This window comes from Leclercia sp. (genome assembly GCF_036780805.1).
GTDB lineage: Bacteria > Pseudomonadota > Gammaproteobacteria > Enterobacterales > Enterobacteriaceae > Enterobacter.
In genome coordinates this window covers 38,598-50,771 of record NZ_DAIQCE010000010.1, presented here as the reverse complement: position 1 = coordinate 50,771, position 12,174 = coordinate 38,598, and the positions used below count along the sequence as shown (strand labels likewise).

At 51.8% G+C, this 12,174-nt stretch carries 10 protein-coding genes and 1 pseudogene; 6 read left to right on the top strand and 5 right to left on the bottom strand.

All coding sequences use genetic code 11. From position 1 onward, the window contains the following. Positions 1–694 precede the first annotated feature (694 nt). On the bottom strand, positions 695–1,444 hold the full coding sequence (locus V7Q49_RS18725; protein ID WP_204231758.1) for an SDR family NAD(P)-dependent oxidoreductase: 750 nt from the start codon (positions 1,442–1,444) through the stop codon (positions 695–697). Positions 1,445–1,540: 96 nt separating this feature from the next. On the opposite strand from V7Q49_RS18725, the gene V7Q49_RS18720 reads away from it, so the two are divergent. After that, positions 1,541–1,882, top strand: a complete 342-nt coding sequence (locus V7Q49_RS18720) for a winged helix-turn-helix transcriptional regulator (RefSeq protein ID WP_204231757.1) — start codon at positions 1,541–1,543, stop codon at positions 1,880–1,882. Between the two features lie 664 nt (positions 1,883–2,546). Here the strand turns inward: V7Q49_RS18720 and V7Q49_RS18715 are convergent. Beyond that, positions 2,547–3,566, bottom strand: a complete 1,020-nt coding sequence (locus tag V7Q49_RS18715) for an alpha/beta hydrolase (protein WP_032616498.1) — start codon at positions 3,564–3,566, stop codon at positions 2,547–2,549. 825 nt (positions 3,567–4,391) lie between these two features. Here V7Q49_RS18715 and V7Q49_RS18710 point away from each other — a divergent pair. The 4 genes and pseudogenes from V7Q49_RS18710 to V7Q49_RS18695 form a co-directional block, all read left to right on the top strand. Next, positions 4,392–4,814: a MarR family winged helix-turn-helix transcriptional regulator gene (locus V7Q49_RS18710; protein WP_032616499.1), complete on the top strand. Its 423-nt coding sequence runs from the start codon at positions 4,392–4,394 to the stop codon at positions 4,812–4,814. Between the two features lie 619 nt (positions 4,815–5,433). After that, the gene (locus V7Q49_RS18705; RefSeq protein WP_262660952.1) at positions 5,434–6,906 is read left to right on the top strand and encodes an aldehyde dehydrogenase family protein; all 1,473 of its coding nucleotides are present in this window, start codon (positions 5,434–5,436) and stop codon (positions 6,904–6,906) included. A gap of 116 nt (positions 6,907–7,022) precedes the next feature. Next, on the top strand, positions 7,023–7,649 hold the full coding sequence (locus V7Q49_RS18700) for a TetR/AcrR family transcriptional regulator (protein WP_223263938.1): 627 nt from the start codon (positions 7,023–7,025) through the stop codon (positions 7,647–7,649). Positions 7,650–8,005: 356 nt separating this feature from the next. Next, positions 8,006–8,252, top strand: a pseudogene (locus V7Q49_RS18695) (alanine racemase C-terminal domain-containing protein); the annotation flags it as partial. On the opposite strand, the gene V7Q49_RS18690 reads toward V7Q49_RS18695, so the two are convergent. From V7Q49_RS18690 to V7Q49_RS18680, 3 genes are all read right to left on the bottom strand, one after another. Then, positions 8,239–9,438 carry a multidrug effflux MFS transporter gene (locus tag V7Q49_RS18690; protein ID WP_333854294.1) on the bottom strand — a complete coding sequence of 400 codons (1,200 nt, stop codon included), beginning with the start codon at positions 9,436–9,438 and terminating at the stop codon, positions 8,239–8,241. The pseudogene V7Q49_RS18695 and the gene V7Q49_RS18690 overlap by 14 nt on opposite strands. A gap of 39 nt (positions 9,439–9,477) precedes the next feature. Continuing rightward, a complete protein-coding gene (locus V7Q49_RS18685) occupies positions 9,478–9,645 on the bottom strand; it encodes a hypothetical protein (RefSeq protein ID WP_204231875.1) in 168 nt (55 codons plus the stop codon). A gap of 207 nt (positions 9,646–9,852) precedes the next feature. Further along, a complete protein-coding gene (locus tag V7Q49_RS18680; RefSeq protein ID WP_262660954.1) occupies positions 9,853–10,839 on the bottom strand; it encodes an aldo/keto reductase in 987 nt (328 codons plus the stop codon). 156 nt (positions 10,840–10,995) lie between these two features. On the opposite strand from V7Q49_RS18680, the gene V7Q49_RS18675 reads away from it, so the two are divergent. Next, the gene (locus tag V7Q49_RS18675) at positions 10,996–11,949 is read left to right on the top strand and encodes a LysR family transcriptional regulator (protein WP_333854291.1); all 954 of its coding nucleotides are present in this window, start codon (positions 10,996–10,998) and stop codon (positions 11,947–11,949) included. The last annotated feature ends 225 nt before the right edge of the window (positions 11,950–12,174 follow it).

Here is a 12,174-nt window from a genome sequence, read left to right as displayed (position 1 = left end):
ATATGAGTAATATCGTTACTAAAAAAATATATATACATAGTTTTGCTGGTTTTGGGGCATTATTACCGGGCACGTTTCTGAAAACCTGAACAGCGCCAGACACAGCAGGATGACTTCCTGAGCAGTAAATAAGCCGTTCCGGATTAACTGCCAGTTTCGGTAGCGATAATAATGCTGAAAAAAAGCCCCGATGTGGGGCAACTTTGAGTCAAAACTTTTCTTATGCTTATGTGCTTCGTATGTTGATTGCCTGAACACCATAACAGTCAGGGGATAAATGGCAATTGAAATGCACCTTATCTTTAAGCTTTTTGTGCGGTATCAGGCTCTGAAAGTTTAAGATTAAGATAATTTCGCTGCAATAATGCGCACAATATATTTTCGCATCGTGGGATATAACATTTCATGCATTCTGTACGATAATCCGGCACTAAAAGATGTTCGACACCGTTGTCAGATGCCACAATAGTTGTGTGCCTGCTTTTTTGAAATGGTTATCATGCTGTTGTTATCTGCGGACGTTGAATCAGAGCAAATAGGGTCGCCATGATTCAGATACGGGTTTTACGGCGTTCATGCAACCGGATGTCAGGCGGTACTTATCTTATTCCTGGTGGATTATTTTCTTAATTTACCGACAATAAAGTCCGGTTTGACCGGACTTTATGAAATTTTGCTCTGATATAAATGATATTCAGATCTGTGCTGAGCCACCGTCAACAAACAGTTCACTTCCGTTAACGAAGCTGCTGTCATCTGAAGCCAGGAACAGTGCCGCGGCTGCCACTTCCGAAGGTTCAGCAAGGCGTCCCAGTGGAGTGGTGGCTTCTACGGCGCGTATCATTTCACGGTTGAAATTATCGTCAGGCGAAAGACCATGCCAGCCCGGAGTTGACGTGGCGCCCGGTACCAGTACGTTAACCCGAATCTTACGGGGAGCCAGTTCAAGGATCCACGCCCGGGCAAAATTTCGCACGGCCGCCTTACTGGCGCTGTAGACGCTGAACTCAGGCACGCCGGTGGTCGCACTCGTTGACCCCGTCAGGATGATGGATGCCCGCTCTTTCAGTAAAGGCAGCGCTTTTTGTACGGTAAAAAGGGTACCTTTAACATTGGTATCGAAGATGCGAGTGTAATGTTCTTCGGTCACGGCTGAAAGAGAGGCGAAATCCCCCCCGCCGGCGTTGGCAAACAGTACGTCAATGTGACCAGCCTTACGCTGAACTTCTTCAAACAGGGCATCGAGTTCATTCATCCTTGAAATATCACAAGCGATGCCGGTTGCGCCATGCCCCACCTCAGTTACCGCCTCTTCCAGCTCACGCGCACGCCGGGCCGTCATAAAAACCTGCGCGCCTTCAGCCGCAAAACGTTTAGCCGATGCCAGACCAATTCCGCTGTTGGCACCGGTGATAACGACAACTTTTCCTTCCAGCTTACCCATAATTTTATATCCAGATTGAGGAGCGAAAACGCATAGTAACGGTATGCATTCAGTTATAATAGTACCTACCAAAAGGTATGTATAAGGAGAAAGTGAATGGAACCCGTCTGCGGCCTTGATGTAGCCCTTCGTTATATCGGAGGGAAATGGAAACCTGTCCTGTTGTTTCATCTGCAGTTCAGCCCACGCCGGTTTGGCGAGCTTAAACGTCTGTCCGGGGGCATCAGTGAAAAAGTCCTGATACAACAGCTCAAGGATTTAACAGCGGATGGCATTGTATTACGGCATGATTACAGGGAAGTACCGCCTAGAGTTGAATACGAGATCACCGATTTCGGAAGAACGCTTGCGCGGGCATTACAACCGCTTTGCGAATGGGGAAACGCGAACCGCGAATACGCGCGAGCGGCTGAACGACATGATAATGAGAGTCGCTAAAATTTGCTGGGCTGCGTGGCTTCATTTAAAACCAGATCGTGACACACGTGTCCTGAAACATTATCGGCACCGGCTGCAGGGCGAAGCCAACTGATCTTTCAGGCCTGGAAGGCTTCCGGACTCATCAAGCTGCAAGTGACAGGTCTTCATTCAGCGCGTCTTAGTGAATACCACGCGGGATAAGCTCATAGTCAGCCGCCTGCGCCGTACTGGTCTCCCGAAGCTGTGGGAAAAAGGTCTGCGACACACCACTAACGCTGGCGTCGCTCAGCTGCGGCTATATTTTTCGGTTGATGAAGCGTGCAGTGGTGTTGAAAACGCGTGTGCCCCCTTTCGATTGACCCTGAGGAATCTTCGTTGTCAGACTCCCACATGGCGCGAACCGTATACCTCATGAACTGCTCACGGTTAATAACATGATACGACGCCAATAGCGTCTGCTTCTGGCACCAGGCGGACATATTCACGGTGTTACAGGTCGACTATGAGCGAAAAGCAGAATTCAGACATCAAGATGGATGCGGGGACTTACAGCAAAGATAACATGGCTGCGTAACCGGGTTTGCCCGGTAGCGGTTTTTCAGCCGGAATTAGCGAAGACAGGCGCCAGGTTCATACAAAACAGCACGGCCTCTGGCCGCGCTGTTTATACCTTATGCGGATATTATTTCAGGTGGTTCTGCAGCGCTGCGCCCGCCTGCTCCAGCGCGGTTCTGACGGTGGGCTCCTGACTTAACGGGTTCAGCAGCCCGTAGTCATGGATCATGCCGTTGTAGCGTGTCACGGTCACAGGTACGCCGGCGGCATCGAGCTTGCGACCGAACGCTTCACCTTCGTCACGCAGAACATCCAGTTCCGCTGTCTGGATTAAGGTTTGCGGGAAACCTTTCAGCTGTTCCGTGGTGGCCCGCAGTGGCGAGGCAAGAATATTATTACGGTCTGACGCGTTAGTGGTGTAGTTATCCCAGAACCATTTCATCATGTTTTTCGTCAGGAAATAGCCGTTTTCATACTGGTTATAGGATGTGCTGTCAAAATTCGCATCCGTTACCGGCCACAGCATCACGTTATAACGGATCTTCGGTCCGTTAAACTGTTTAGCCTGCAGCGCCACGGAGGCCACCATATTCCCCCCGACGCTGTTACCGACCAGGCCCAGACGGCTGCCATCGACGCCAATTTCCTGACCGTGTTCAGCTACCCATTTGGTTGCTTCATACGCCTGGTTAATCGCGACAGGGAAGTGGGCCTCCGGTGACGGCGTGTAGTCCACATATACCGCCGCAGCGCCGGATGAACGAACCAGGTCCCGGATCAGACGTTCATGGGTCGGGAAATCTCCCAGCACCCAGCCGCCACCATGGAAGAACATGAATACAGGAAGGGTGCCGGTCGCGTTGTCCGGTTTCACGATTTTCAGTTTAATGGATTGCCCGTTTACCGTGATGATTTTTTCTGCAACCTGCGCAGATGGCAGCGTAACGCCCTTCTGTGCCCCGATCAGCACCTGACGGGCCTCCTGCGGGGTCATCTGTTCCATAGGCTTGCCGTCACCGGCGTTCAGTACGTTGAGAAATGCCTGCACGCCGGCTGTGGGAGCAGGAAGGTTAACTGGTTTTTCGGAAGCCACAGCGGTGGCGGATGCGAAAAGAGCAGAAGTCAGGACAGCTGATACGGTTTTCATGATTAAGCCTCGTTAGATGTGTGTTGATTGTATGATTCGGTTGAGTGCCGGTTGTTGTTGGCACTTTCCTTGTGTAGATAATACTTGCACGCAATATTCTTTCGGTCAAACATTATTTAAATAACTTTTTCTGAACATCCTGGTCTTCAGTTAATTAAGTCTTTAAAAACAGTTAATTAGAAGATGCTGCATTTTGTTATCCTGATTTACCTGCTGATCCGCTCTGCCGCCAGCTGCCTCTCTTCACAGCCAGTGTTTTGCTAACTGCCCTGCGGCTGGCCGGTCTTAGGGCTGACTCAGTCAATACGGTTTTGCGCAGTTTCGTTGAAATCCGGACGTTCCTTGCTATCTCTCCTCAAGACATGTGGCGTATTAACCGACACAGACCCGGGGCAGGTAATCCCTTGTCTGCCTGGCTGACGTCTGAGCGAGTGGTCTCTCGTTTACGTTGAATATAAAAGTAAACGATCACTTATATAAATACAATGGTTTTTTTATGTGCCTTTTTCGGGTGTTATGTGAATGACGTCGCTGGCGTTCATGAGAAGGGGTCAGTAAGCATGAGATAATCACGGTATTCAAAGACATGCCCGGCCCTCGCTGCTGAGCAGAAAACAAACCGGTTGCCCGGAAAATGCCACAGGGAGAATGCAAATAAGGCAAAATTCAGGACATCTGACCCGGCTTTTATGACCGGGCCTTAGTAAAATTATGCGCATCGCCTTGTTACCGGCATTTAACTTTTGCGAATTTAGCTTGCATGCAATATTCTTTATTGCAGATATTATTTAAACAATTCTGGTGTGTTTGCATGGAGAAAATTAAATGCAAAAAAACAGCATCTTAGAGGAAAAGCTATGCTTTTCTTTGTATTCGGTAACAAACGCGCTAATCCGCCAGTATCGGCCCTTGCTGAAAGAGTTTGACCTGACCTACCCACAGTTTGTCGTGCTTATGGCCCTTTACGAGCAGGACAATATCCCGTTACGGGCGCTTGGCCAGAAGACATTATTTGACTCGGGAACGCTGACGCCGCTTGTACAAAAACTTGAGGCGAAGGGGTTTCTGAAAAGGATGGCTGTCGCCGGAGATGAAAGGATGAAAAATGTCGTTCTTACTGAAAAGGCGAATGAGATGAAAGAGGCTCTGCTGGATCTGCCTGGTAAGATGAGATGTACCATGCAGATGAACGATGAAGAGTTAAATCTGCTTCGGCAACTGTCGGCTAGTCTGCTGAAAGACTTGTAAGGCTTAGTGCCGGTGTGGCACGGACGGGAAGCACAGTCCGGCAATTCAGCGGTACACCAGAAGATTGCGGCAGCCGTCCATTTTTCCCAGAGGAAATTGCTCTGACGCAGAGCAACAGCGATGGCCGGAGCAGTGTCAAAAATGTTATGAGCGGCGGGGTGAAGGATGCATCCTGACTCCCCGTCATGAATGGGGCGGAAATCCGGGATCCCCGGCCGGATTTAAGCCCGTTACGCGCAGAATGCATGCTCTTTTTGAGCATGATCTCCTCGTTTGAACCTGGTAAAAATTTCGCTTACTCAAAGATTCACATTTGGGGCAGTTACAGCCCATCTGTACCGGGCGGCAAAAGATTTGAGCTGCCACCCCACGGCGATGCGTATTCGTTCCATCACCATCTATCCTCGCCAGGACGAGTCCCGTCCACGCCAGCAGTGTTAATCCCATAATATCTGAGCGCTGTAAAATAACGTTGCATTTATATAAATGATCACTTACTTTTATATTTGTCGCGACGCAAACGGGCAGCCTTTAGCTTCGGCGTCAACCAGGCAGACAAGGGATTACCCGCACCGTGTCTGCATCGTTCAATCCGCGGGATACCCGGAAAGGAAATATCATGGAACACCCGAATATGACTGAAGCTGCAGGAAACTGGATCAACGGTAACTGGAACAACGGAGGCACGATCAGACAGGCGATAAGCCCTTCAACAGGTCAGCCCCTGGGAAACTACCTGGACATCGGCACTGACGAAGCACGTCAGGCGATCGAAGCCGCCCGTACTGCCTTTGACACGACAAGCTGGTCCAGAGAACGCTCCCTGCGCTCACGTGCCCTGTTTGAACTGGCCGACGAGGTCGCAAAACGGGTGGACGAGATAGCAATCCAGCTGGCGCGCGAAGGGGGCAAGCTGCTGGCGCAGACTCAGTGGGAGCTGGCATTAACGGTGGAGTGGCTGCGTTATGGTGCCGCCACGGCACTGCTGCAGACCGGCGGGCGCGCCCTTGAAGCCGCTCCGGGAATGCATTTCCATTCCGATCCCGAACCTCTTGGCGTTGTGGGTGTTATTTCGCCATGGAATTCACCAATCATACTGTCAGTGCGCGCTGTCGCTCCCGCCCTGGCTGCCGGATGTACTGTGGTGCTGAAACTGCCGCACCAGACCGCGCTTACCAATGCCCTGTTTTCCCGGGCAATCGCTGCAGTCAAATCGTTGCCACCGGGTGTACTGAATGTGATCACCGAAACCGGGAGTACTGGCGCTTCCATGCTGGTCGACTCCCCTCTGGTGAACATGATCAGCTATACCGGCAGCACTAAGGTAGGCCGCCTCATTGCCGCCAACGGCGCCAGAACGCTCAAACGTCTGAATCTGGAACTGGGCGGCAAAGCGCCGCTGATCGTATTTGATGATGCAAACCTGGATGTGGTTGTACCGCAGATCGTCATGGCACTGGTCGCGATGAATGGTCAGTTCTGCTGTACCGGTTCACGGGTACTGGCCCAGCGTGGCATCGCCGACCGGTTGCGCGCTGCACTGATCGAGGCTTATCAGAATGTCCGGCTCGGCGAAAGCGAAGACCCGCAGGCGCAGCTTGGTCCGCTGATCGACAAGGCCAGTGTTCAGCGCGTTGATGCCGTGGTCGCGGCAGCAGGATCGTATGCAAACATTCTGGTGCGCGGCGGCCCCGTGAATGAAGGCCCTCTGGCCTCAGGCGCGTTCTACCGCCCCACCCTGATCGAAGTACAGGACCTGAGCACTGATGTCATCCAGTCTGAAGTCTTCGGTCCGGTCCAGACTTTCGAGATTTTTGATGACGAAGCTGATGCAATCATGCGCGCAAACGCTACCGAATTCGGTCTCGCCGCGTCGGTGTTCTCAGACGACACGGCGCGTGGCCGGAGAGTTGGCAAGTCTGTTCAAGCCGGTCATATCTGGCTAAACTGCTGGGGCGTTATGTCCGAGCACTTCGAACAGAGCGGCTTCAAGCAAAGTGGTATCGGCGTCCTCTGCGGGCCACGTGCGATTGAGCAGTTTCAGGAAATCAAGGTCTATGCGAGCGTTGAGGCTACGCCGGCGTCACTCTGACGTTTATCGCCTCGTATCGCCAGTTCGTCCACTGCGCGGCTGACCTGACCTGCAAACTGAGGACGACACCACTCCGGTGTCGTCCTTGTGTTACCTGAATGGAATAAAATGTGAAAATGAAAACTGATGCAGACAAGCCCCTGCGCGGGCGTCCCGTGAATGAGCATGCGCGTGAAGAACGCATGACCCAGATCCTCAACGGGGCCCGAACCTGCTTTATACAACGCGGGTTTCACGCCTCATCCATTTCCGAGATTGGTGCGGCTGCAGGGGTCAGCGTTGCGAACATTTACCAGTACTTTCCGAGCAAGGACGTCCTCATCACGGCGCTTATCGAACTCGACCTGCAGCGGCATCACAATCTGATAAGCCGTTTCTGGAGTACTGATTTCAGTCGCAAGGCGATTGAAGAACTGCTGGCAGAGATTTTCCTCACACCCGAGGGACACGCGGTGGCGGTTTTACGTGCTGAAATCGCCAGTGAAGGTGCGCGTAACACACATGTTGCCGAACTCCTTCGTGATTCAGAAGCTGGCCTGATTGACAGCGTCCATAGCAGGATACGCGCGGCCCAGAGCAGCGGCCAGATATCTGCCGGACTCGATCCGCATGCAGTGACAGAGCGCCTGTCCCTTGTTTTTGAGGGTCTCATGCGCCTGTATCTGTTCTCCCCGGACAATGGACAGAAACTCATCGAGCTGTATTACCGCCAGTTTGCCGATACGCTTCAACTGAAGTTTTGACTTCCTGTCCACGGTAGAAAATAAAGGTGGTGCCAGGTTAACCGAGGCTGAACTATCGGCCGGTACCGGAGCCTGGCATAATGATAATACATGCACGTTGCTGGCACAAAATGACAGCCCCGCCTGTCCGTTAATCCCACTTTCACACCCTTTTAAGATGCCCCTGTATGCCAATTAAATACAGGTTAACCTCCCGTAATGAACGAAAAACCTCCTTTGACAGGGTTAGATGTTCAGGGTGTTCAGGACATACCTGAGTATTTCTGAGTCTGCTTCTGGCACAAAGCGGGTTTGCCTTGAGGATTATGTCCGCGTTGAAGAAAAAGCGGAGAATCGGTTGTTCTGGCAGGAATACCCGCCACGCGCCCACAGGTCCCTCCGGTCTGGACTGATGGGGTCAGAACGCAGGGGGCTGGGGCAGTTTCAGTGGATATGATTACTGTGGATTTGATCCCTTACCAACAGGCAGGTATCGGCAACAAGGCGGAATTGTGGGGTAAAAAGGTCCTGATTGATGAGGAGGCGTACGCTGCCGGTACCGTTGGTAATGAGCTGACGTGTGCGCTTGCTCCGCGGGTACCGGTCGGGGTTATTTGGTTTTAAGCGCGGTAAGCGTACCGCGCACATTCCTGCTGCATTTCCACGCCAGCGCTGCCAGTACGGCACCAATAATCATCATCGCACCCAGCGCAAGCTTCTCGTTTACCGGCAGAGCCATCGCCAGTAAACCGGCAGAGGAGCCGCCCGCCATCTGAATAAATCCCGCCAGGGCCGAAGCCACGCCAGCCTGCTGTTTATAAGGTTCCAGCGCAAAGCTGGTTGCCGGGCCAACCGTAAAGGCCAGACCGGCTACCGAAATAGCCACCGGGAACATATATAACGCCCAGCTGGTTTGCATCTCTGCCGGGAAGATGGCCATGCCTGCCAGCATCGTCACAGCACCACAGACCATTGCCAGACTACCAAAAGCCAGACAGATGGACCGGCCCAGTTTGCGGATGATTTTATTTACCAGCACGCTGCCCAGCATAATCCAGAAGCCATTAGCGCCAAAGGCTATGGAAAACTGCAGGGCAGAGAGTTTGCCTTCGGTCATCAGCACCTGCGGAGCCAGCGACACGTAGGTCAGCACCATGCCCATTGCACCCGCATTAGCAAACGTAAAAGCAAGGAAGCGGGGTTCACGCAGGATTCTGGCGTACTGGACAAGCGGAAGTGCTTTGACTGCCAGCGTTCCGGCCGGACGTGTTTCAGGCAGAAAACGCAGGATCATCAGGCCAATGACCAGCACATAACTGGCCAGAAACCAGAAGGGGGCACGCCAGCCAAACGCACCGGCCAGGAAACCACCCAGCATCGGTGCCAGTGCAGGAACAATATTCAGGGCACCGTTAAGAAATCCGTAGGCTCGTGCCGCTTCCTCGCCCTCAAGGCGATCCCTGACGCCGCTGAACGCCACCACGGCGGTACAGCAAACCGCGCAACCCTGAACAATACGCGCGCTAAGGAACTGCGGCCAGCCGGTTGCAGTGGCAGCCAGAATACTGCCCAGCAGATAAAGCAGGATCCCGGCTATGGCTACAGGTTTACGGCCAAAATTATCAACCAACGGACCCGCAACAATCTGACCTAAACCCATTACCAGCAAAAACAGGGGAATGGTTGTCTGGATCGTGGTCACAGGCGTGTTCAGCCCCAGCGCAATGTCTGGCAGGGTAGGCAGGTAGAGATCAATGCCCAGCGGACCCAGAAGCACCAGGCTGAGTAAAAGAAGCGTGAATTTTTGCATCGTGCGTGACAGCATCTATATAAAAGCGAGCCGCACAGGTTAGCGCAACCGCAGAAAAAGAAAAGGGTAAGTCAGCACGTGGATCATCGCCTTTGCAGGCAGCGAACTGCCGGGTTTCATCATCGCCCTTATGGCTATGATAATTTCCCGGAGCACCGCCCTGTCCTTCATGAGTTCACGCCGGTCCGTTACCTTTTTCTTATTCATAAATGCCTGTCAAAAGATCCGACAGGCTATCGCGTCCCGCCCTGTGGGCTGAATTTATCACAAAGTCCGGTGGCGACCTGTATCTACAGAGGTTTCAGCCGGGACAGATCAATTTTTTGCTCAGCGCGAAACAGGCCGTGACGTATTGCATCCGCAGACACCACTCAGCTGAACTTTCTGTTTTCAGTGTAAATTTAAAAAAGGTAACTACCAGCGCTGATGAACCCATGGGGATATTGTTTGCTGGTAAATCTTTTGCAGGGCGGTCATCACTTCATCTGAAAGAGCATTGATATTACCTGCCTGCGCATTAGCCTCTGACTGAGCCTTGTTTTTGGCACCAGGGATCACGACAGAAACGTCCTCATTCATGAGAATCCAGCGCAGGGCGAATGCGGCCATTGTGATATCACCAGGTACTAGGCGTCGTATTTCCTCCACGGCATCGAGTGCAACGTCGAAAGGCACACCGGCAAAGGTTTCGCCCTTATCAAACTGCTCGCCATTACGATTAAAAGATCGATGGTCATCGGCTGAGAATACTGTGTCCGTTTTCATTTTGCCGGTCAGCAGGCCTGAAGCGAGCGGGACGCGAGCAATGATCCCCACCTCCCGACGCCTGGCCTCACGCAGCAACAACTCAGCAGGACGCTGCCTGAAAATGTTGTAAATCAGCTGAATAGATGAAACGTTCGGGTACTCAAGTGCCTTAAGCCCCTCTTCCACTTTTTCAACAGAAACCCCATAGCTGCGAATTTTTCCTGCCTTCATCATTTCATCCATAACGGCGAAAACTTCAGGCGTGTAATAAATTTCGGTTGGCGGACAGTGCAGCTGAACCAGGTCCAGCGTTTCTGTCTGCAAATTATCGCGGGAACGATCGACAAACTCGTTGAGATTTTTTTCTGTGTAACCCGAGGCTACATGGGGGGAAAGACGGCGGCCAATTTTAGTCGCAACAAAAGGACGTTCGCCGCCCCGATCTTTTAATACCTCGGCAATGATTTTTTCAGAACGTCCGTCACCGTAAACGTCAGCGGTATCGATAAAGGTCATACCCGCGTCCAGGGCCGCGTGCAAAGCACTTCTGGCATCCTCCAGGCTGACTTCCCCCCAGGTCCCTCCAATAGCCCAGGCTCCGAAGCCAATTTCAGATATGCTTTTACCGGTTTTACCAAGAATTCTTTTTTTCACGAGTATCCCTCACTGGCTGAACTGTAATGTACGCTTCGGCTTTAATCACCTGCGTATATGACTGTAATCACAAAGCTTAGCGTTTACGGGCACTGAATTCTTATGCTAAAAGATGTGCCAGATTCATTGAATCGATTAATGAGGTTCATCTTATAAATGGAGCGTATTGATTTCGCTGATCTTCAGGCATTCGTGACTGTTTTACGGTGCCGAAGTTTTAAACTCGCCGCCATTGAACTGGGTCTGTCATCTTCAGCCGTAAGCCATGCCATCAGGCGACTTGAAACCCGGCTGGGAGCCAGACTGCTAAACAGGACCAGCCGATCGGTATCGTCAACGGCGCTGGGCCAGGAGATAGCCGAAAAGCTTTCGAGCGGGTTTGATACGATTTCTTCTGCGCTGGATACTGTCAACGCGCCTGGCCGTGGACGCTTTGGTGTATTGCGTATTAACGTCTTTGCCGACGCTGCTGCACAATTGATCTCGCCATCCCTGAAAGAGTTTGCGACAAGGTGGCCTGACGTCCGGCTGACTGTTGTCGTAGAAGACCGGCCTGTCGATATCACCGCCGAAGGATTTGATGCAGGTATGCGGTATGGGCATCTGGTGCCCGAGGACATGGTCGCCGTGGCCCTGACCGGCTCTCAGCGCTGGATAGTGGTGGGTTCACCTGATTATGTAAATCGTTATGGAACACCGAACAGGCCAACTGAATTATCCGCGCATAACTGTATACAGCTGTTACTTGGAAATAATGCCAGTTTCCGCTGGGAGTTTGATGCGCCTGAAGGAAATTTCAGTATGCGTGTACCGGGTTCTATCACTCTGAAAGACACGGCGACAACAATTGCAGCGGCCAAAGCCGGGATTGGTCTGGCTTATGTGCTGGAATCGCGTGTTCAGGCAGAGCTGACAGAGGGGACTCTTATCAATGTCATGCCCATGCATTCTGCATATGGCGATCCTTTTCACATGTATTACAGCTCTCGTCGATACGTCCATCCCGCTCTGCGTGAGCTTATCAATATCATTCGCACTAACAACGGGTTGCAGTCTTTACCGGATTTACCTCATGAAAAGCAGAATTGTCAGCAAGGTAATTTTAGATAACGTGCCTTGCGATAAAAAATGATGTCAGTAACGTCTGTTATTGGTCCCGGATGGACATCTTCATCGCATGGAAGGCCGGATATAAGCGAGATGCGATTGATATCTGATTATTAGCTACAACGCCATCTGCGTTAATACGAACAATAACCTCTCTCCGAATCTGACGGTAACATTAAATTAATGCTTTAAATGGTGTGTGAATGGTACATGTTTTTTTGAAGAGGG

Excerpts from the sequence above, each read along its gene's own strand:
- V7Q49_RS18710 (WP_032616499.1), top strand. The coding sequence starts at position 4,392 with ATGCAAAAAAACAGCATCTTAGAGGAAAAGCTATGCTTTTCTTTGTAT.
- V7Q49_RS18690 (WP_333854294.1), bottom strand. The coding sequence starts at position 9,438 with ATGCAAAAATTCACGCTTCTTTTACTCAGCCTGGTGCTTCTGGGTCCG.
- V7Q49_RS18685 (WP_204231875.1), bottom strand. The coding sequence starts at position 9,645 with ATGAATAAGAAAAAGGTAACGGACCGGCGTGAACTCATGAAGGACAGG.
- V7Q49_RS18705 (WP_262660952.1), top strand. The coding sequence starts at position 5,434 with ATGGAACACCCGAATATGACTGAAGCTGCAGGAAACTGGATCAACGGT.
- V7Q49_RS18700 (WP_223263938.1), top strand. The coding sequence starts at position 7,023 with ATGAAAACTGATGCAGACAAGCCCCTGCGCGGGCGTCCCGTGAATGAG.
- V7Q49_RS18720 (WP_204231757.1), top strand. The coding sequence starts at position 1,541 with ATGGAACCCGTCTGCGGCCTTGATGTAGCCCTTCGTTATATCGGAGGG.
- V7Q49_RS18675 (WP_333854291.1), top strand. The coding sequence starts at position 10,996 with ATGGAGCGTATTGATTTCGCTGATCTTCAGGCATTCGTGACTGTTTTA.
- V7Q49_RS18725 (WP_204231758.1), bottom strand. The coding sequence starts at position 1,444 with ATGGGTAAGCTGGAAGGAAAAGTTGTCGTTATCACCGGTGCCAACAGC.
- V7Q49_RS18715 (WP_032616498.1), bottom strand. The coding sequence starts at position 3,566 with ATGAAAACCGTATCAGCTGTCCTGACTTCTGCTCTTTTCGCATCCGCC.